Origin of the sequence: Mycoplasmopsis edwardii (assembly GCF_900476105.1) — a bacterium.
In the GTDB taxonomy this organism is placed as follows: Bacteria; Bacillota_I; Bacilli_A; order Mycoplasmatales; family Metamycoplasmataceae; genus Mycoplasmopsis; species Mycoplasmopsis edwardii.
The window spans coordinates 477,395-500,201 of the sequence record NZ_LS991951.1 but is presented as its reverse complement, the minus strand read 5'-3'; the positions used below and the strand labels follow the sequence as shown (position 1 = coordinate 500,201).

Sequence of the window (22,807 nt, the reverse complement as noted above, 5' to 3'; positions counted from 1 at the left end):
TTTAAAAAATTGTATTTTTGATAGAAAAACAAGCTTTTTCCCCAAATTTGATTAAAAAAGTGCCATAACTCCTTATTTGTAAATAAAAATTTTTAATATTTACAAATAATTTTATTTGGCACAAATAACTAATTTAGCAAAAAAGCCATTTTTTTGCTAAATAAAAAAGTATAAAAAAATGGCGGAACAGAGAGGATTTGAACCTCCGCGGGAGTTGCCTCCCCTACAGTCTTAGCAGGACCGCCTCTTCAGCCTCTTGAGTACTGTTCCAATTGCTCAAGAATTATAACATAATTTATTAACTTTATAAAAAATAATCTTAAGGTTAATATAAAATTCAAATTTATTAGAATTTGATTATTTTAAATAAAAAAACAAAATACTTAGATAACTAAATATTTTGCCGTTTATTTATAAGTTAATTTAACAATTCTATCTTTATTATTAATATCTTTTAAAATTTCAATATTATATTTTTCTTTTTGCAAAATTCATCAATCAATATGGAATGGATTAATCTCAAAATACAATGAACCATTTTCTTTCAGTTTGCTTTTTGCCTGCTTAATAATTTCTTTATAAAAGTAAAGACCTTGATCATCTGCAAAAAGTGCATTATGAGGTTCAAAATCCAGTACTGAACTTGAAAGCTTTTCGTCATAAGAAATATATGGAGGGTTAGAAACAATAACATCAAAATCATTAACGTTAATTTTTTTGAATAAATCACTTTGAATAACTTTTACATCTAAATCATTTTTCTTCGCATTAATATTTGCTTGAGTAATGGCTTCATTTGAAATATCACTCATATAAATATCTCAGGTTGGATTTGCTTTTTTTAAAGCAAGTCCAATAAAACCTGAACCAGTACACAAATCCAGTACTTTTAGATTAGTTTTACCTTTATTGTCATTATTAACTTTTATTATTAATTCTTCTGTTTCATATCTTGGTATTAGAACATTATGAGTTACATCTATAACTACATCTTGCATTTCAATATAGCCAATAATTTTTTGGACAGGAGTACCTTTTTCTAGTTGTTTTTCTTCAAAAAAAGATATAGTTTGAGGTAGACCATATCTTCTTTTTTCTAATAATAAATCTTCTTTAGTTGGCACTAAATACCAGCTTCCTTGATTTTTTCGTTTTGCTCTTCAACTAATAAGGCATTAATAATTGCATTTAATTTACCTTCCATTACTGGTGAAAGTGATGTTGAATAACCAATTCTATGATCTGTAACTCTATCTTGTGGGTAGTTGTATGTTCTGATTTTTTCTGAACGATCACCAGAACCTGCAAGTTTTCTATAGCCTGATTCTTCTTCTTGTTTCTTTTGAATTTCAATGTCATAAAGTTTTGACTTTAAAATACGCATTGCAATTTCTTTATTTTGAATCTGGCTTTTTCCTTCTTGACAGCTTACTACAATACCTGATGGGAAGTGTGTAATACGAACGGCAGAGTCAGTTGTGTTAACTGATTGACCACCATTACCACTTGAACGGAAAACGTCAACTCTAATATCTTCTGACTTAATTTCAATATCGATATCTTCATCAATTTCAGGCATAACTGTAACTGTTGCTGTAGATGTATGAACTCTACCTTTTGTTTCAGTGACTGGAACCCTTTGAACTCTATGAACACCTGATTCAAATTTTAATTTTGAATAAGGCTTATCACCTTTAACTGAAAATGTAACTAAAGTGAATCCACCTGCTTCAGCGGCTGTAGAGTCTAATAAAGTGATTTTCATTGCATTTTGAGCAGCTCATTTTGAATACATCCTGAAAAGATCACCAGCAAAAATGTTCGCCTCATCTCCACCAGCTGCACCACGAATTTCAACAATAACGTCTTTTTCGTCGTTCTCATCTTTAGGAAGAATTAAGATTTTGAGCTCTTCAGTTAATTTTTCTAGTAAAGCTTCATTTTCTTGGATCTCCATTTTAGCAAGTTCAATTAAATCTGGATTTTTTTCAATTGTTAAAATTTCTTTAGCTGATTTTAAGTTACTTTCTGAGTTTAAAAACTTATTAAAAGCGTCAACGATATCTTTAATTGAGTTAATTTCTTTATTGATTTTAGTGTACATTTTAATATCAGAAATGATATCTGGATTTAATAATTTTCCTTCTAGTTCATCGTGCTTTTCTTTAATTTGCATTAATGATTTATACATTGTGTTTTCCATAGTTATTTTATTTTACACCATTTTGATTATTTTTAAAACTTGTATTAATATAATTGTTTGAACTTTGTCCATTTTTTGATTAATTTTTAAGTTAATTAGGCTAAAAAAATTTTATTCTAATGCTTTTGTTTTCTAATTTAGAATAAAAATATATAATTTAAACACATATAAATTGTTATATCAATTTTTTTATTGGTATTTTAAGAGTTAAAAATAACTTTTAATACCTAAAATAAGATAAATAAGAAATTATAAAGAGGTTATTATGAACTCAATTAAATCAATAATTATGAAACCAAACTTCTATGACACATGAACAAACGTAGAAGTTAAAGGGTGAATTTCATCAAATAGAGGAAACAAAAAAATTCGTTTCATTGAATTAAATGATGGTTCAACAATTGATAATTTACAACTTGTTTTTAAAGGTGAAGAATTTGATTTTGAAATATTGGATCAACTTAAACCAGGTGCTGCTTTAGTTGTTGTTGGAACTTTAAACGCTACACCAAGTGCAAAACAACCAATTGAAATGATGGTTGATAAAATTGTTGACTATAAAAATGTTGATGATGATTATCCAATTCAATCACAAGAAATGAAACTTGAAACATTAAGGGATATTCCTCATGTAAGACACAGAACTACATTAATGAGAGCAGTAATGTTAGTTAGATCTACACTTGCTCAAGAAGTTCACAAATACTTTATTAATAAAGATTTCCACTACCTTAATAGTCCAATTATTACAAGTAATGATGGTGAAGGAGCAGGTGAAACATTTAATGTTTCGGATAACTCAACTAATGATCCATTTTTTGGAAAAGGTAAAAAAGCAACTTTAGGTGTTACAGGTCAATTACATGGTGAAAGTTACTCATTAGGAATGCAAAAAATTTATACTTTTGGACCTACATTTAGGGCAGAAAGATCAAACACTAAAAGACACTTAGCTGAGTTCTGAATGATTGAACCAGAAATTGCTTTTTATGATTTAAAAGATACAATTGAGCTTGCTGATGATATGTTAAAGGTTGTTATCAGAAACACAATGCACAAGCATAAAAGAGAAATCGAATTCTTAAATGATTATACAAATAATGGACTTTTAGAAAGACTTCAACACTTTATTGATACACCATTACAAATTGTTGAATATACAGAAGCGATTGAAAAACTTTCTCAAGTTAAAGACATTTTTGAAAATAAAGATATTAAGTATGGTCTTGATTTAGGAAGTGAACATGAAAAATACTTAACAGAACAAGTTTACAAAGCTCCAATCGCTGTTATTAACTTCCCTAAAGACTTTAAAGCTTTTTACATGAAACAAAATGATGATAATAAATCAGTTGCTTCATTTGACTTATTAGTTCCTGGGATTGGTGAATTAATTGGTGGTAGTCAAAGAGAATGTGATTATGACAAATTAGTTGCTAGAGTTAATGAACTTAAAATTGATCAGGAAGACTTACAATGATATTTAGACTTACGTAGATTTGGTCACATGATGTCTTCTGGATTTGGTATAGGATTTGAAAGATTAGTTATGTATGTAACAGGTATGGATAACATTAGAGATTCTATTCCTTACCCAAGAACAACAGGAAATATCAGAATGTAAAAGTACACTTTTGTGTATTTTTTTATTTCTTGTAGGCTTAAAAGTTTCTAAAACTATATTTCCTAAATTTAGGTTAAAATGCTATAATTAATAATATTAATTATTAATTAATTTAACCATTTAATTCAATCAAATAATTAGAAATTTAAGGAGAAACATTATTATGAATAAAAACAAAAAAATACCAACAAGATTAATTGCTCTTGGTGGTTTTGAGGAGATCGGGAAATCAACATTATTAATTGAACATAATGATCACATTTTCATTATTGACTCTGGTATTAAGTTTGCTGATACATTTAATACAGGTATCAAAGGAATTATTCCAAACTATGATTATTTAAACCAACCTAACAAAGTTATTGAAGGTTTATTTATTACTCATGGTCACGAGGATCATATCGGTGGTGTTGTATATTTAGTTAAGAAAACAAAACTTAATAAAATTTATGCGCCAAGAATTGCAATTCAATATTTACAATTAAAATTTGATGAGCATGGAATTAGAAAGAAAGTTGAATTTATTGAAATTAAGAAAAGTGATATACATAAGTTTGCTAATAACTGTAAAGTAGATTTTTGAACAGCTCAACACTCAATTCCTGATGCTTTTGGAATTAGAGTAACAACACCTAATGGAAGCATTATGTGTACAGGTGATTTCAGATTTGACTATACACCAATAGGAAATTTCACTGACTTTGCTAGACTAGATGAAATGGGAAAACAAGGTTTAACTGCTTTATTATCAGATTCAACTAACTCAATGAGACCAAACCATTCACCTTCTGAAAGCGACATCTTAACTGATATCGAAAGGCACATGATGTCAGCTAAAAAGAAAATCATTGTTACAGCCTTCGCATCAAACTTAACAAGAATTAAAGTTATTATTGAATTAGCTGAAAAACTTGGTAAGAAAGTACTTACATTCGGTCGTTCAATGATTCAAGGTGTTAAGATTGGTAAAAAATTAGGTTACATTAATGTGGCTGACAATGTGTTAATTGATAAAAAGGCAGCCAATGATATTAAAGATTCAGATTTAGTTATCTTAACAACAGGGTCACAAGGTGAACAACTCGCCGCTTTATCTCGTATGAGTTATGGGAAACATGCAACTATTAAAATTACTAAAGGCGACATGGTTATTTTTTCTTCAAGTCCAATTCCTGGAAACAGAATGGTTATTGAACTATTAATAAATAGACTTTATAAACTTGGTGCTATTATTAAAGAAAATGGTACAGATGGTTTCTTACATACATCGGGGCATGCATATAAATGAGAACATGACAAAATCTTCCAATTAACAAAGCCTAAATATTTCTTACCATACCATGGTGAATACCGTATGAGCACCATTCATGGACAAACTGCTATTGAAAACGGAGTTGATCCAAAGAATGTTTTATTAGTTCGTAAGGGTGTTGTTTTTGAAATGCTTAACAATGAAATCAAGGAAACTAAAGAAACTATTGACTTTGGTCCTGTTTATATTGATGGTAATTCAGTTTTATCATTTTCAGAAAACATTTTAAAAGAAAGATCACAATTAAAAGATTCTGGATTCGTAAGCATTGTATTCTTAATTGATAAAAAGAACAACCAAATTATTGGGCGTCCACAGATTATTACAAGAGGAAGCTTCTTTGTTAAAAACTCAAAAGCTTTAATCGATGAAAGTAGAAGAGTATCACACGGAGCAGTTTTATACCAAATCAAAAACGTTCAAAATTGAACAAAAGAAGATTTAGAAAAGATCTTAATTGATAGATTATCTTCACTATTTTATAAAGAGAAAAGACGTAACCCAGTTATTATTCCAACAATTATTTTCACAGATGAAGAACCAGATAAAGAATTAGCTAAATTTAAAATCAAATTTGGTAACTCAAAAACAAATGAAGAACAACAAGAATATACAAAATCTAAAAAAGAATTAAGTCCAAAAATGAAAAAATTCCTTGATAAGAAAATAAAAGAAATCGAAGAATTATCATATATTGGAGAAATCGATACTGATTCAGATTTAGATGAAGAAGATGAAGTTTAAAAAGAGGTCATATGAAAAAACAAGAAATTAAAATTGACTTTATTAAGTTTAGAAAAGAAGAAATTGAATATGCTATCCAAAAGCATAAACTAGAGCAAGAGAAAAACAAAAAAGCTTCAGAACAAAAAGCATTACCATTTCATAAAAGAGATGTTTTCTTTAATGTTCTAAGTTCATTAATAGTACTTTTAATCATAATAGTAACTTTAATTGGTGCATACTTTATAGGGAAACTTTAATATGTCAATCGAAATTATTATTATAATAGTACTATTATCAATTTTGTTCTTTATATCAGTTGTAACATTAGTTGTTATTGTAAAACCAATTATCTTCCCATTTTTAAGTGGAAAACTTAGAAAAAGTAGTTATGACAAAATGGGTAAAAGTAGTCAAATTAGACTTATTAACCAATTAAGAGAGTCAGTTGAATATTTATCAAAAAACAAAATTGGTGCATTAATCACAATCGAAAATAATGATAACATCGATAACTTAAGAACAGATGGTGTTATTCTTGACGCAAATATTTCAAGTGGATTATTAATCTCGATTTTCAATAAATATTCTCCTTTACATGATGGTGCAGTTATTATTAGAAATAACAAAATTTACTATGCTGCAACATTTTACAAAATTACACGTCGTTCTGTATCTGCTAACTATGGTTCAAGACACCGTGCAGCAATGGGGATTTCAGAGCAATGTGATGCAACTACAATTGTTGTTTCAGAAGAAACGGGAAACGTAAGAATTCTTAAAGGTTCAGTTGTTCAATCTGTAAAAATCGAAGGATTCCAAGAGGAATTAATTAAATACCTTAAGGAGTAATATGGAGAACAAAGTTAAAGAAATCAATCACGATCTTCTTGTTGAAAGAATTAAAGATTTAATTGAGAACAAAAGTGTTAAATTACTTAGAGAATTACAAGAAGATGTAACTTACACTGAGTTTGCAGAAGCTTTTGAAGATGAAATTTTAACAGATGAAGATCGTTTATATATTTTAAGAATTCTTAGAACAGTTGAAGCTGCAGAAGTATTTAGTTACCTTGAAGATGATACTAAAAAAAGACTTGTTGGTTTATTTAGTGATGAATTAGGTCAAAAAGTTTTACAAGAAATTGAAACTGCAGAACTTGTAGATATCTTAGAAGAATTACCAGTTAACTTAATGAGAAAAATCCTTTCTCAAACTCCAAAAGAAAAAAGAGATATTATTAACCAAATTCTTCTTTATAAAGATGACCAGGTCGGGAGTTTCATGCAAGTGGATATTTCTATTTTAAGAGGAAATTGAAACACACAAAAAGCTTTAGCAAAAATTAAAGTCGATTATAACAACAACATGACAATGGGGCACAACTTTTATGTTGTAGACCAAGACGGAAAATTACTTGGAGACATTACTTTAGAAGAGCTTATTTTCAATGGTGAAGACAAAAACCTTTCTGAAGTATGTAGTCCAGTTAACTTTGTGCACCCAACTGATGATAAAGAATCAGCAGCCAAAGTTTTCTCGGATAACGATAGATCATCATTACCTGTAGTTTCTTTAGATAACCGTTTAATTGGTATGATTACTTCTGATGATATTATTGACGTTATTAATGATGAAGCCACAGAAGATATTTATAAAATGGCCGGGATTAGTGCTTCAGCTTCAGAAGAAAGCTACTTAAAAACTTCTATTAGAAGCATTGTTAAATCGCGTGTTTTATGATTAATTATCTTGATGCTTTCAGCAACAATTTCACAATATATCATTCAAAAATTTACTAACATAAGCGAACAAAGCATTCAACAATTTGGAATCTCAATTTCAACTGCCGTTATTGTATCTTTAATACCTATTATTAGTGGTTCAGCTGGTAATGCTGGTTCTCAGTCTACAACCACAGTAACGCGTTCAGCAGCACTTGGTGAGTTTGAAAGTTCTGATTATAAGAAAGTTATCTTAAAAGAAATTTTAGTAGCCACAATTATTGGGTTCATCATGTTTGTTATTAATATTGCAAGATTATATATTTACTATGCAATTCCTGTGTTCAGTAGTGATGCTTTTGATGATCCAAACAAAAAAGATTGAGTTTCACTTTCATTTATTATTTTAGCAAGTTCACTTTCATTATGATTTGTTGTTATCTTTGCTAAATTCTTAGGGACAATAATTCCACTTTTAGCTATTAAATTTAAAAAAGATCCAGCAGTTATGTCTGCTCCAATTCTTACAACATTAAGTGACGCTTTATCAACCTTAATCTTCTTTGGATTAAACATTTTAGTTTTATACATTGCATGAAAAGCAGGTATCATAGGTACGTTTTTAACTAATAATGAACCAGCTAATGCAGGTAAAGCATTTGAAATTGTAAATATCATTCAAAATAATAGCATTCCAAATATGCTATTAAGTTAGGAAATTATGAGAACAGTAGCAGATATTGAAAAATTAAAACTTTTGGCTGAAGAATACTTAAGATTAACAAATGAAGCAAAAGAACTTAAAAAAATGATGAATGAAATAGTTAAGGATACAGAAGTTGAGTTTGATGAAGCTTTATCAGAAGGTGGAAGAATCACTTACCATAAACCTGAAAGTAAAACAGTTATAGATAGAAAACTTGTAACACAATTATTATTTAACATTGTTTTAAATTCAAAAAACAACCCTGAAGTTATTCCTACCAATCAAGAACTTGAAGAAAAAATTAGAACTGATTGCCAAGTTTTCAAAGAATTTAAATGAAAACTATCAATCAAAAGTAAATAATGATAAAAGCAATTTTAGCAAGTACTAAAGAAGGAATTATTGGTTATAAAAATAATTTACCATGAAAAAATATTCCAAAAGATATGAAATTCTTTAGTGAGCAAACAAATAATTCGATATTAATTTTTGGTTTTAATACCTTTAGAAATTTACCTAATAAAATCCACCTTAATAAACAAAATAGAGCATTTTACATCTTGTCAAAAGATAAAATCCATCCCAACAAGTTTATTGATAATCAATTTAATTCAATAAGTGACCTTAAAGAGTTTTTAGCAACTTATAATGGTAAAAAAGACATTTATTTATGTGGTGGAAAATTTGTTTATGAAAACTTTATTAACTATGCAAATGAAGTTTATTTAACAACAGTAAATAACAAACTTTTAAATCAAACTGAAGATTTAGTTAAACTTGATTTAAATAATTTATTAAAAGATTTTAAAACAAACGAATTAATATATAAAGACAAAGACATACAAATTTATCAATATAAAAAGTAAAGGAGACCTATGAATATACTATATAGTGAAAGCAATTCTTCTACATCAAATAGTTCATCAGGTGGAATTTTTGGTGGTGATTCATCAATTATTATTTGAATTATACTTGGTGTATTAATTGCATTATTAGTTGCATACTTCATTTATTCTTGAATTAAAGAGAGAATTAAGAAAAAGAAAAATAAATTAGCAGCTATTCAAATGGAGAAAAATTCAGTTATTTATTGAAATGAAATCGCAGTAAAAATCAATGAATTAATAAAATTAAATCGAGAAAAACAAGATAACTTTGTTGTAAGTATTGGTGAGTTCAAAATGAGAGAACTTAACAACGCTGCTTCTGAAACACTTGAAGAAATGATGAATGAATACGAATTTAAAAACTTCTTAATTTCATCTGAAAAATATACTAACTTTGTCGGTAATGTAAGAGTTTTAAAAGACCTCAACTCAAACTTATGAGATAAAAAACTTTCTAATACTGTATTAAAGTTCTTTGAACAAGAAGTTGAAAAATCAGAAAAAGCTGCAAAAGAAGCTAACTCAACAGAGTTAAATGAACTTAAATCACCTGAAACTTTAAAAGAAGAAATTAAAGAAAAATATTTATCAAAACTTAATAAACAAGAAGAGGTAATCAATGAACAAAATTAAATCTTTCTTCAATCGACTAAGTGAGAAAACTTCAAACTTTATGACTAAAGTAAAAGTTTTCTTTCAAAGTAATAGAAGCAATATTCCAAACTGATTAACAATCTTAAGAATGATTTTAATTGCTCCTGCATTATTATTAATGATTTTCTATTGAGTTTTTAGGTATGCATTTAATCCATATGAATTTATGCCAGTATCAAAAACAATTATTTCATTAATCTTAATAATCTTTATTATTTCAATGGTAACTGACTTTTTAGATGGATATTTAGCAAGGAGATGAAAAGTTGTTTCTAACTTTGGTAAGCTTTGAGATCCATTAGCTGATAAAGTTATGACTACTTCAGTATTAATTTTCTTAGCATCAATTAACGTAGTTCCATTTTGAATCGTAGTTATCTTTGTGCTAAGAGATATTATTATTGACGGAATTAGAGTTGTTATGTACAAAAACAACGTTGAAATTGCAGCTAATATTTATGGAAAAATCAAAACGCTTGTAATGAGCATCGGAATTATCTTGTCTACAATTATTTATTTATCAGTTCCAGGTATCTTTGCAAATCCAGGGTTTAATATCTTAATCAATATCACAATGGTTGTGGCTCTTGGATTAAGTTTATATTCAGGATACTTATACATTAAAAAGGCAAGAGAATTTATTTTTTAAGATTTCAAGAGTTAAAAAAGTGAGCTTAATGGCTCACTATTTTTTACGTTTAATTAAATAAACAATCAAGATGATTCCAAGTGATAATACAGCTGCAACAGGGAATGCGATCGATAAAATTAAAGTCGCATAGTCTTTTTTACTTGCAATTGGTGCATAGTCTTTAGAGTTATTTTGCTTTTCGCTTTCTTTTAAATCTTGTGATCTATTTAAATATGAAGTAACCTCATTTTTAATATTGTCAAGCTGGTATTCAGATTCAGCTCCATTTAGTTTATCTAAGAATTGTTGTTTTTGCTTGTTTTCAATAATTTTATTAATTAAGTTTTTGATTGCTTCACGATATTCATTAATATCGTTAGCAATAACCTTGGTTTTATTAGGGTTATAAGCTTTAATTTCTGCTCTAACTTCAAGGTATTTTTCTTTTGAGTTAATGCCTTCAATTTTTCTAATTAAATTATTTTTAACAAAGGCATCTTCGATTAAATTAACTTGTTGAGTTAATTTATCTTTATCAAGAACTAAATTAGGGATTAATTTATCGATATTACCAATTTGGTCATCAATAATTTTTTCATTTAATAAGTCTGGATATGATAAATAAACTTTACCTTGATTAATAGCTTCTAATAAAGGAGCGTAACTTGCTTTAGTATAAATATCTTCATATAAGTCAAAATCGATATTAATTTTGTTTCTCAATAATGAAGCTTTATAATTCTTCATACTTTCTAATGAATTGATTGAATTCCTTAGATCTGTAATGTATGAATTAATTTTCTCTATTGTTAATGTTTCATAATCAATTTTCTTATCTAATTCTTTAATTTTAGTTTCAACTGATTTTGTGTATGAAGGTCAAAATAGTTTGTTTTGATTTGCATTATTTTCAGCTGTCTCTTTTAAGATTTCAAAACGTTCTATTAATGCGCCAAGCTCACTTTTTTCTAATGATCTAACTTTTTGGCTATATAAATCATTAATGTTTTTGTACACAAGTGCATCATTTTCTCCATTTGATACTAAAGAATTAATTCTATCTACTATTTCTTTTAAATTATTTAATGATTGTTGTGTATAAATGTTTTTATTTAATAACTCGTATTTAGTAATATTTTCAGATGCCAGGTTTTTATATCATTTTGAATATTTTAATGATTCATCTGATTCTCTTAACTCATTTGTTAATGTTCTTAAATCATTTTGACCAATGTTTTCTTTATTTAATAATGCTTCTTTTGCTTTATTTAAGTTATAAAGTAACCTAGAAAATGTTTGATCTGTATAAACTTTTTCACTATGTTCTTTAGGTTGAATTGAATTTACTAAAGATTCTAATTCACTTGTATCTTGTTTATTATCATGATGATTAATTAATTCTTGAATTTGACTCTTAATTTCATTAATAACACTTTGTCATACATAACTTGAACTAATAGCATTTGATGCTTGCTCTTTTAAAGCAAGATATTTATCTTTAGCTTCTTTTGTTCAATTATTTAGATCACTTGGATCACTTGCGATTAAATTGCTTAATTCTGTTTTGTTGAGTTGTTCATTCGATTTATCAAGAATACTAATCTCACTAATTTTAGGTAACTTGTTAGTTCACTTGATTTTTAACTTAATTAACTTTTTATCAGGTTGACTTGGTAAGTTAAAAAATGTTAAGTTTCTTGATAATTTACCTAATTCAATTTCTTGTTCCTTAGGATTTGTGTTTGAATCATATACGATAGCACTTATAGTTGCGTCAAGATTATTTTCAAGTGCGAAGATTCTTATTGCTTTATCTTTATAATCAGACTCTTTAATATTTATTATTAAGTTACTATTTTCATTATCTGGCTCAAAGTATGATAAAAAGTTTTTATCAAAGATTTTATCAGGTGTTTTTGCGGAAGGAGATACTGTATAAGTTCCTTCAAATTTAGCATTATTACTTTTTGTGATACTTACATTATCATTAATAACTATCTCATTAATAATTAAACTTCTATTATTTGGATAATTACCTGTCACAGAAATTCTTAAGAATTTAGCGCCTTGAACATTTATATTATTAGCTTCTCAAAATCTGTGCTCTTTATAATCTGTATCTAAAAGTCCATATGGTGTGTCGATTAATTTGCTATTTATGAATCTTGAGTCATTGTTTGTAATAGTCATAACTCTTTTTCACACTTCTTTATCAGTAGAAACGTCTACAATAAGATTGCGTGGATAATTATAAGAGTTTGTATTTGAGTATAACTTAAGAGAATTTAAATTAATATTTCCTAAGTTATATAATACATATTTACCAGGTGTAGGATTTTTATATTCGTTATAAGTTTCTAAATCATTATCAAATTCACCTTGGTTAAAGTTGTTTTCTTCTAATTTGAAGTTACTTGTAACAATTTCGCTATATTCTTCATTGCTTTTTGTAGTTACTTCAAGGTGATCAAAATTAAATGTTTGGCTAGTGTTTGAGACATTCATCAATACTACATATCTACCTTTTAGTTCAGGTGATAATGAAGTGATTTGATCAAGTCTAGTTCATGAATGTGAGTTATTTGAAACAAATATTTTTAAATTATCGTTTAATTCAACATTAGTTTTTAAACCAGTTAAATAATGAATATCTTTTAAGTCAATACCAATATATTTATTTGGAGGTAAAGTGATATTTGAATCTGCTGCATCAACTTTTTTCCTTAATGTAAATTTGTCTAAATTATTTTTTACAATTAATTCATTTTTAAATGTTTGTTCAGCATAAACATTATCTGATGAGTAAGAAACATTTTCTGTAACTCAGACTTCTTTTAAAGCTCATCATCTGCCTGAATTTCTTGTTGAAAGAATTCTGATTCCATCCATTTTACCTGCATTTTCTTTAACTTTAATTGTTAAATCAACGTTGTAATTAATGTAAATTTCATCTGTTATATCTTCATATGTTCCATTTAGGATTTTTTGTATCTTAAAGTATTTTAAAGATTCATCTCAACTTTCTTGAAGAATTCTAACTGTTGATACTTCTTTAATATCATTAAAGTAAATATCTATTGAGTCGTTAGCAGCAATTCCACCATTATTTGATTTTTTAGACATTCAAGCATATGTGGAAGGATTATTATCAACAATAAATTGTAAATTGTTATTTCTTCTTGATGCAGAAATTGCACGGTTACTTGCGATTGATAAATTATTACTTTTTACAATAAATCTATCTTTATCATTTTGTTTATCACTAATTTTAAGCTCATTAATTTCTCATACATTCGAATGGTTTTCTAAATTAACTAATCTAATTTTATCTGTAATTGCATAACCAGCCAAATATTGCTCAACGCTATTATCAAGGTTATATGAACCGAATTGTTTTCAAGTATTATCTGAATAATCAAAATATTCTACTCTAATTGATGATAATCGTTTTGAAGTTGAGCTTCTACCTTGTTTTAATAAGATTCTGGTTATTTCTCTTTTCTTAGATAATGAAATACCTAATGCTGCATTTGCTTGTAAATTGTCAGTCGAAGTAGAAATACTTAAAGAAGTAGAATCATTATTATCATTGATCTTATCAAAATCAATTTCATTAATATATATATTTTGACTTGCTTGTGCATTATAACTTAAATCAGAATATCATTGAGTTTCTTTTGTTTGAACATCATAATCATTAATTACAAAGTTAAAAATTCTTACTCAACCATTATCTTGGTTTTGTCTTAGGTTTCTAACTCTCACTGCACTAACATTGATTTTGTTTAAGTTTTCTAATACAACATCTTGGAAGTTTTGATTACCTTGACTATATGTAACATTATTTAAAGGTAACCATTCATCATTGTTACCTTGTTTATATTCAAAGACAAAATTGTAAAAGTGATCAGTACCATCACCCATTTTTAAGAAAATTTTCTCAAGATAAATAGGTTGTGAAAACTCTGCTCCAAAGTATTCGTTTTCTCTGATTTTTTCATTGTATCCATTGAAGACAACAACGTTTGTGTTTGATTTTAAAAAGATTTTATCAGGCGTAGTTCCGTGTGTTAAGTTTGAATGTTCACCCCTACTACTAAAGAAGTTTTGTTGTACTTTGTAAATGCTATTTTTTTCGTAAATAACATAATTATTTTTTAAGTAGTGAATAACTCTTTGTAATGAAGGTAAAAGGTATTTTGTACCTGTACGAATTTGAAAATCTTTAGAAGCATTTTTTTGACTTTCTAAAGTCTTTAACGAATCTGAAGCTTTATATACAAATGTATTAAATTCAGATTGGATATTTTGCTTTTTGTAAGTTAATGCTTCTAATAAGTAATTATATGTTGTGGCTAATTGATCTAAGTTTGTAAGTCATGGATCAATTAAGCTAATAAATTTGGAATTAGATTTTTTAAGATTTTTAATTGCTGTTTTTAATTTAGTAAAGAAATCTTTAAGAACTGAAATATCTTGTGGCTCGTATGTATCATCTTTAATACGTGATTCAAGTAAGATAACTTTATCTTTAATATCGCTACTTTCAACAAGTTGATGAACATCACTTTCTGAAATGTTAATAAAGTTAATGTGGTCTGCAACTAAGTTAAAATCTCTTATAAGGTTAGAATCTAATGAATTGAGCTCTAAAACATCTTTAACAATTGAGTTTTTATAATCTAATTCATTATCTAAGTATAATCATCTTCTTGCAATGTTTTTGAAAGTGTAATTATTGAATTCATTACTTTCTGAAAGACTAAATGATAATAAGCCCACTTTTTCTCTATCACCAACATCAAGGATTTCTTTAAAGTTATTTAATGATAATTTCCCTTGATCAAATAACTTTGCTCAATTGAGCGAGAAGTTAGCTTTTTTTCTTAATCTTTCGTTATATGCAATACTAAAATCTTCTGAAAGTCTATTGTATGATTTATCATGGTTGATGACAGGGTGAACATTTTCGTTGAATGTTGCAAAATAATTTGGAACTTCACTAATTATTTGGTTATTAATGAAGTATAAGACTTCTTGATTAACATTTTCATCATTTTGAATTTGCTTAAATCAATTAGCAATATCATTTAGCAGTTCAACTTGAAGTTGTTCACTTGGTCTATTAACATTTGTTGATGAAAATGAGAATGAAGAAATACCTGCATTTATCAATTGTTTTAATTTATTTTTAAGTGATTGAAGCCCTGCTTCATAATTTGATGAAGATAATGGCTCATGTGTAAAGACATCAATGTTATAAACGAAGTCAACAAGCATATCTTCAGCAAGATTTTTATATTCGATGATTTCGTTAAGTTCAGATTCTGAATAAAACTCAGTTCATCTTAAAGAGTTTTTTTCATCATTTGAAGCTGCATAAACATATTTATCAAAATAATTTAAACCAGCATTAATAATATTATTTTTTCTTTTGTCATATGAAGATGATAAATCATCATAAGCAATTAATTTTGATTCTTTTTTAAGTCTTTCTGAAGCATTAAAACCAATAACAACATTGTTATCAAGGTTCGAGATAATTTGGTGTAATGTTTTTAAAGCAACAATGATACTTGCTAAGTCATTACCTTGAACAAAAAACATGTTATTTTTAGTTTCGATAAAGTACTTGCTAATTATGTTGTTTTCAAATGAAAATCTAATTTCATTGTCAGCAAAAAGTTTTTTAACTTTTTCATCATTATCATATTTATTTGAAATGATGAAGTTAGTTGAATCATGTTTAATTTCATCAGAAATTGTTGCTTGAATATTTTTTGAACTTAAGTAATTAATAAATCAAGTGAAAATTTCTTTTTTAATATTTTTCGATACAACAAAATTAACCTTTTGTTTAAGGTTAAATGATTCGTTTTTAAATGTTAGAGATTCAATTGGAAAAGTTAATTTATATAATTCTGAACTTTTGTTTGTTGCAGTGTTTGATGAAATGAATGCAATTGGTAATAAACTAAGTGGAGATGAAATAAAGAAAGAACTTAAGATTTTCTTTACATTTTTTTTCATATCAACCTCCTTACCTTAATTTAAAAGTTACATTATATATTTTAAAGTTTCCTAAATCGTTGTATGAAGTGAATCTATATTTAATATGTTCACTGTTTTGTTCTAATATATTTGTTTGAATGTATGAAGATTTTGAATTAAATTTGTATGTTGCATTAAGGTCTTCAACAACAAACTCGTTGTCACCTTCTGCAAGGAATAAAGTTTTACCTTTGTATCAGATGTTATCAATTGAATTAATTTGATTAATATGAAGTTTGTCAGTACTTTCAGGACCTTTGAAGTTAACGTGTGTAATACCAATAATTAAGTTTCTGTTCTGAGCATCTTGAGCAGGATCTCAACTAATTTTTATTCATTTTGTTTTAACTGCATCAAAATTAATTATTTTCGCATCTGAAACACCTTGGTGTGATGATTTGTAAGGTTGCATTGGGCCAAAATCTTGCGAAGTTATTTTATCTTGATTTTCAACGCTTTTTCAATTAATACCGTCACTTGAATATTTAATGTAAATATTTTTTGGCATTACACCTAAAGAATCACCTTTATCAGCATATCTTCAAAAGTGTATTTCAACTCTTGATATACTTGTTGTTTCTTCTCATTTGAAAACGAGTTTTGTATCTTGTTGTTTATTGTAAGCGTGTCAGTTATCTCATCTTGAACCTGTATTGATATAATCACCTGATCTATCAATTAATTTATCAAGTCCGTCATCACTTCCGTCTTTTGAGCTTTTATCTTTGTCAACTGAAAGGCCTTCTATTTTGCTAAATAACTGATTAGAAGAAAAGCTTCCTCTGTTTTGTGCGATTATTACAGCATCAACAGTTTGCTCTCTTCCTTTATATGTATAAGTTCCAAGGATTGTTTTGTTTTGATCAATAGTAATATCTGTTGAAACGCCTCATGAAACATTAACTCATTTTTCTTTTAGTTCACTGTTAATTAATCTAATTTTTTTAGGCAAGTTTGAAATTTTAAATTCTGAGTTAACTCATACTTTAAAAACTTGAGCAATTGGTAAATAATCATCAATTGTATTCATGTTTTCCGGTGTGAATTTATTTTTTTGTGATTTTTGGTTTTGATTAAGTTTGTTTGTAAAGTTTTTGTTTTCAGAATACCTTGCTTCTGTTTTAGGTCTTTGTTTTTCTTTTTCTTCTGTTTGGATTTCTACTTTATTTGATGAGCATGATACAACTAGTGTAGGGATTATTATTCCTGAACATAAAGCTAAATTTAACAATCTTTTTATCTTCATTTTATCTCCTAATCATCAATTTCTTTAAAGTATCATGGTAAATCATATTTATCTGGGTATTTTAAGTTTGCTTTAAAAATTTGTGAAGCAAGCGATCTGTGGTTTGCTAAACTAAGTGGGTTTTCGTTTTTTCAGTTAACACCTAAGAAGTTAAATGAACGGTTATCATATTTTGATCCTTGTGATCAATATCCGTTTCATCCTCTTTCTCATGTGGCAATGTATGTATCATTGTTAACATACATACCGCTTCCTGAACCACCCCCTCCATTAAATACCTGTGAGTAGTAATTTTGAACGTGCACTTGAACAGCAGAGTGGTTAATTACAGAAGGTCTTCTGTTAATAGAACCAGCAAGTTGAACTCTTGGTCATCCTAAAGTGGCAACCTCTCTAATACTTGGTACTGAAATTTTTCCAAGTGCATAACTGATATCCATTTTTGCATTTGGCATTCTCATTAAGTTTTCAATTTTTCACACAATTTGCATATTACCAGCTGCTCTAGCACTTTCTCGAACTTTGTTTAAGTCAACTGAGAAAATTGAAAGGTCTTGTTCTTTGTTTGTTATTTTTCCATCTGTCGAGATTTGATCTCTTCCGATTCATAATAATTTAATTTCATTATTTCTAATTGTTGTGACGCCTGAAAGCCTTACGTTGTAGTTTCTATCGACGTTGTTAGCTTGCCCTTCTAGAGCGAAAATATAATTTCTTCCTCAACGAGAAGGCATAAAGTTATTTCCTGTTAATTGGCTAAATGATGATAATCCTCCATTTTCAACATGGTGGTTAGTAATCACATAGAATGTAGCATCATTTGGATTGTTGTTAACTTTACCGATAATACTTAATGTTCCTCATCATGTACCACCATCAATAGCAATTGCCCTTGAGTATGCTGAATCAACAATATCTCAACCTCTATAGTCTTTGATTCTTAAGTAATCAACATTTAATTTATAGCCTTCGTGTAATTTGTATGGAACATTTTGGTTAGGATAGTAAACTGAACGATCTTTTTGAAAATCAAGATCACTATAGAACATAATAGGTTGGTTAGATTCATTGTAGTAAACTTTTTCATAATCAAATCTATTTTGATCAATGTTATAGTTTTCTTGTTCTTCATCATTTGTATATCTAATTGTTGCTTTTACTGCTGCAGGTAAAATAACAAATGCTCTATTTTTATCAAATGTTTGACCTTCACTAAAGCTTTGCACTTCTGGTTCATCAACAATAATTTTGTATGAATTATCTTCCATCGAGATTTTGAACTCAATACCTTTTTCAGGGTTTCATTTCAACTTAATAAAGTAATTAAATCTTTCTGAACTTGTTGTTGCTGATTTTTTAAATTCAAGATTTTTCTTAATTAATAATTCATCAAAATCAACTAATAATTGAATTGAACTTGCAATATCTCTAATTCTTGAGTTTTTGCTTGGTGAATTAATTAGTGAGTTTGCAAGAATATTAAATTTAATTGTTCTATTTTTTGCATTTGTTTTTAATAATGTTTTTTCAATGTATTTTTTATCAAATGTTCATGAAGCAACATTAATTTTCTTATCAAGTTTTCAAAGTAAATCTTGTCAAAATGGTTCAATAACCCTTTCTCTGATGATTTCAGTTTCTGAGTTTTGAATCACTTTCAGGTTTTGGTTTTTGAATTCTAATTCATCTTGTTGTACATTTCCGGGGATATCTTTAAATCCTGAAACTCTAAATCATGTATCTGCTAAAACTTCTGCACCAGCTTGGTTTCTTACTGAGAATCTGATGTACGCTTCATTAGAATTAATTTTCTTAATTTGACTTACTTTAAATAAATTGATTGGCAAGCTAAAGTTTTTGTATCACACTTCACTATCGGGTGTAGGACGTAACTTGATTGCATTATTTAATTGTTCATTATTGTTGGCGAAGTAATTAATATCGTTTTCTGATAATAATGTTTGGTTGATTTGAATATCGCTAAGTTTGATATTATTAACCATTACTTCAGGGTATAGTGATTGTTGGAAGTCATTAACCATGTTGATTAATGTATATTCTTGACCATTTGTGAATCTAATTGAAGTATTTTGTTTGTTAATAAATCCTAACTTAAATGTCATACTTCTTTTACCAGTTGATTTAACATCATAGTAGTAAACAAAGTAGTTGTTTCTTAAGTCGTTAATATTAGTTGAGTTAACTTCGATATCTTTATCATATGTTTTTGCATCAAGCGGAACATATGCTTGGTTATCTAAATTATCACCTTTTTGGTTTTGTCCATTTCTTAAGTCAATAATATATTCAAGGTTAGTGAAGTAATTTTGCTCAACAACATCCTTTGGATTAAGTGATCTGAAATTAACGTTATTGAAAACACCATATGCTTTTCTTAAGAAAAAGTTGGACTCATTAATTGAATTAATCATTCCTTGATGTGTTGCGTTTGGTTTTGATGTTGTATCAAAATCAGCAGCAGTAAAGTTTCTTCCACTAATAGGTTTGATATCATTGAAGCTTAATAGTTTAAAACTTCCTAAACGTTTAGTTGTTCTATTTAATTGGAAGTGGTTAGTTACAGGAACTTCAATACCATCTCTTTTGTATCAAAAAATAAAGTCTGCTCTACCATTAAAGTCATCAATATTCTTTACATCTTTTACAAAGATTTGATATTTACCAAATTTTGGTCATTCGTAAAGCTCGTTTAGCGCTTTCACACCTTCTGAAGCTAAAAAGCTTAAGTGAGAATATTTTGCATCTGGTTTGATTTTAACATTAGACATTAATGTTGATATATTTCCATTAAGAAGTTTTAAGATTTCTTCTTCATCTATTCTGTCGCTTAAACTTTCTTTTTCATTAGCGTTGGTTATAAAGTCAACATTATTAATTGTTGATAATTCTTTTTGACTAATGATTTGGTTATTAAACATAACTTTGAAAGTTACATAAATTCTGTTATCTTTATATTTGAAGTCATTTGACAATTCAAAATCAAAGAATGTTCCAATTTTTGTAGAAGTAGTTTTAAAGTATTTTAATTTTTCTTCATGTGTTAAAAATTCAAAATCTTTAAAAGTCATTTTTCTAAGTGAATGATAATCTACTTTATAGATTTGATCTAAGTTATTTAATTTTGTTTTTTCAATAAACGGTCTAACATCATTTTCATAAACTTTAGTAACTTCAAAAGTATAGTTAATTTCTGGTTTAGCTTTTAAAGTCACTTTTACAGAAGCCTTAAGTTTGTTTCAATTGTTTCTATCTAATTGAAGATCAACAATTTCATAATCATATTGTTCTGTATCTTTTGTGTCAAATAATATTTTTGAGTTTTTAAAATTGTGTGAAGCTGAATATGTGAATTGTTCAAGACCGTAATCTCTTGCTTTATCAGTAATATCAAGACTTCATCTATCTTTTGTTTCTTGTTTTACTATTTCAAGTAATGTTCTATTGTCAAGAGTGTGGTTTTTCTTCTCATCACGATTAATTGCTTCAAAATCATTTTGTAAATTTTCTAATTTTGAATTTGTCTCATTGAAGTTGAATAAATTGAAATCATCTAAATGATCATCCTCCAATATAGAGTTATAGTCAGCAAGTTTTTTGTAAAACTCTAATTGGTATTTTTCGTTAAAGTTATTTCTTGAAATTCTTGAATTAATGTTTGCGATTGTTGAATTAAGTTTAGATAATGATTCATTAACCTTTTTGAATTCAGAATATAGTTTTTCTAAATCTTTGTATGATTCAGTAGCATCAATAATTTCATATAGGTAGTTTTTGTTTTCTTTAGTAATTTGTGAATTTTTAACTGTTTCTTTAAATTCATTTTTAAGTTCATCGACTTTTACGTCGAAATTGTTGATCATTTCTACAACACTATCATATTGTGAATATAAGTAAACTTTTTTAATTTGATTTTCAATTTCTTTTCTTGCATCACCACTGAACTCGATTGTTTCAATGTAATTTTCTAAGTTATCTTTTTTGTATTTTAAATCAGGGATAACTAAGTTATTTGTTAAAACAAAATCGTTAAATTCTCTAACGTTAGTTTCGAATGTTCTTTTAATTAAGTCGACATTTGTGTATGTATCAAATGTTTCTAGATATCTTTTTATTTTCGCAACTCTTGAAGTAACTGAACTATTGCTATGACCTTCATAGAAATCAATAATTTCTTGTGAGATCTTAATATTTTTTTCAATAGATTGAATGAGTTCAACTAATTTGTTTTTTATTTGTTTATCATTGAAAAACCTAACGATGTTAATGTTGATAATTTTTGTTAATTTTTCATTTGAGAAGCTGATGCTTTTTAGCTCATTAGCGAAAATATCAAACTCATCATTGAGTTCGATAACCATTTTATTTTTGCTTTCTAATAATGATAAAGTTTGTATTGCTTCTTCTATTAAGGCATCATCAACTTTTTTGTATGAGTCATCTGTTGTATTGATAACTTTATCAATTTTAATAAGACTATTTGTTACATCCTCTTCAGAAATGTTATTTGTAAGAGAAAGTCCTTTATAAAGACTGGCAACTTTTACATCATTAATTTGTTTGTATAAATCAAGTAATTTGATAAGGTTTGCGGTTTGCACATCATCGATACTATCTCAAATGTTATTGTGAATATGGTTTTTTAGATTTGTGAAATATGATTGATTATTTTCGTTGATGTAAGCTAAAATTTCAAGCATGTTGCTATTTTTAACATCATCATAATACTTTTTGATAACATTTTTATTTGCAGTAGGAGAGCATGAAGCTATAGTGATAGGAATCACTAAAGAAATTAAAGACATTATTGTAATCTTTGAAACTCTTTTTTTCATAAATCTCCTTTTATTTTTTGCAACATTTTATTCTTTTCGAATATATTTTATATTATATAAAATAATATCGATTTGTGATTCAAAAAAAAAAAAAAAAAAAGCCAACCTGCAAAAATAGCACATTTTATGGTAAAATTACCAACGTATTTATTAATAAATACAAATATTAAACATACTAAAATTAATCGACAA

The 22,807-nt window shown here is 27.4% G+C and carries 14 protein-coding genes and 1 tRNA gene; 9 read left to right on the top strand and 6 right to left on the bottom strand.

Annotation, left to right across the window (positions count from 1 at the left end):
- Positions 1-179: 179 nt before the first annotated feature.
- The 3 genes from D2846_RS02115 to prfA all read right to left on the bottom strand — a co-directional run bounded on the left by D2846_RS02115 (position 180) and on the right by prfA (position 2,203).
- Positions 180-270, bottom strand: a tRNA-Ser gene (locus tag D2846_RS02115).
- A gap of 137 nt (positions 271-407) precedes the next feature.
- The gene (gene prmC, locus D2846_RS02110; RefSeq protein ID WP_117275394.1) at positions 408-1,124 is read right to left on the bottom strand and encodes a peptide chain release factor N(5)-glutamine methyltransferase; all 717 of its coding nucleotides are present in this window, start codon (positions 1,122-1,124) and stop codon (positions 408-410) included.
- Complete coding sequence (prfA, locus tag D2846_RS02105) at positions 1,124-2,203, bottom strand: peptide chain release factor 1 (RefSeq protein ID WP_117275392.1); 1,080 nt, start codon at positions 2,201-2,203, stop codon at positions 1,124-1,126. The genes prmC and prfA overlap by 1 nt, the downstream gene beginning before the upstream one ends.
- A gap of 265 nt (positions 2,204-2,468) precedes the next feature.
- On the opposite strand from prfA, the gene asnS reads away from it, so the two are divergent.
- From asnS to pgsA, 9 genes are all read left to right on the top strand, one after another.
- Complete coding sequence (gene asnS, locus D2846_RS02100; protein ID WP_117275389.1) at positions 2,469-3,827, top strand: asparagine--tRNA ligase; 1,359 nt, start codon at positions 2,469-2,471, stop codon at positions 3,825-3,827.
- Positions 3,828-3,990: 163 nt separating this feature from the next.
- The gene (locus D2846_RS02095; RefSeq protein ID WP_117275386.1) at positions 3,991-5,883 is read left to right on the top strand and encodes a ribonuclease J; all 1,893 of its coding nucleotides are present in this window, start codon (positions 3,991-3,993) and stop codon (positions 5,881-5,883) included.
- 11 nt (positions 5,884-5,894) lie between these two features.
- The gene (locus tag D2846_RS02090; protein ID WP_117275383.1) at positions 5,895-6,122 is read left to right on the top strand and encodes a hypothetical protein; all 228 of its coding nucleotides are present in this window, start codon (positions 5,895-5,897) and stop codon (positions 6,120-6,122) included.
- 1 nt (position 6,123) lies between these two features.
- A complete protein-coding gene (locus D2846_RS02085) occupies positions 6,124-6,714 on the top strand; it encodes a diadenylate cyclase (RefSeq protein WP_117275380.1) in 591 nt (196 codons plus the stop codon).
- A 1-nt stretch (position 6,715) separates the two neighbouring features.
- Positions 6,716-8,302 (top strand): magnesium transporter, encoded by a 1,587-nt coding sequence (mgtE, locus tag D2846_RS02080; RefSeq protein ID WP_117275378.1) that lies wholly within the window; start codon positions 6,716-6,718, stop codon positions 8,300-8,302.
- A 6-nt stretch (positions 8,303-8,308) separates the two neighbouring features.
- The gene (locus D2846_RS02075) at positions 8,309-8,656 is read left to right on the top strand and encodes a hypothetical protein (RefSeq protein WP_117275376.1); all 348 of its coding nucleotides are present in this window, start codon (positions 8,309-8,311) and stop codon (positions 8,654-8,656) included.
- Positions 8,656-9,159 carry a dihydrofolate reductase gene (locus D2846_RS02070; RefSeq protein ID WP_117275374.1) on the top strand — a complete coding sequence of 168 codons (504 nt, stop codon included), beginning with the start codon at positions 8,656-8,658 and terminating at the stop codon, positions 9,157-9,159. Before D2846_RS02075 ends, D2846_RS02070 begins: the two co-directional genes overlap by 1 nt.
- Before the next feature lie 9 nt (positions 9,160-9,168).
- Positions 9,169-9,813 (top strand): MHJ_0274 family protein, encoded by a 645-nt coding sequence (locus D2846_RS02065; protein ID WP_117275372.1) that lies wholly within the window; start codon positions 9,169-9,171, stop codon positions 9,811-9,813.
- On the top strand, positions 9,800-10,483 hold the full coding sequence (gene pgsA, locus D2846_RS02060; protein ID WP_223211502.1) for a CDP-diacylglycerol--glycerol-3-phosphate 3-phosphatidyltransferase: 684 nt from the start codon (positions 9,800-9,802) through the stop codon (positions 10,481-10,483). Before D2846_RS02065 ends, pgsA begins: the two co-directional genes overlap by 14 nt.
- 36 nt (positions 10,484-10,519) lie before the next feature.
- Here the strand turns inward: pgsA and D2846_RS02055 are convergent, their stop codons facing one another.
- From D2846_RS02055 to D2846_RS02045, 3 genes are read right to left on the bottom strand one after another with little or no spacing between them, the layout of a single operon-like run.
- Positions 10,520-16,495 carry a beta-N-acetylglucosaminidase domain-containing protein gene (locus tag D2846_RS02055; RefSeq protein ID WP_117275370.1) on the bottom strand — a complete coding sequence of 1,992 codons (5,976 nt, stop codon included), beginning with the start codon at positions 16,493-16,495 and terminating at the stop codon, positions 10,520-10,522.
- A 10-nt stretch (positions 16,496-16,505) separates the two neighbouring features.
- Positions 16,506-17,762, bottom strand: a complete 1,257-nt coding sequence (locus D2846_RS02050; protein ID WP_117275368.1) for a discoidin/SUN/FTP domain-containing protein — start codon at positions 17,760-17,762, stop codon at positions 16,506-16,508.
- 8 nt (positions 17,763-17,770) lie between these two features.
- Complete coding sequence (locus tag D2846_RS02045; RefSeq protein WP_117275366.1) at positions 17,771-22,615, bottom strand: MGA_1079 family surface serine endopeptidase; 4,845 nt, start codon at positions 22,613-22,615, stop codon at positions 17,771-17,773.
- Positions 22,616-22,807 lie beyond the last annotated feature (192 nt).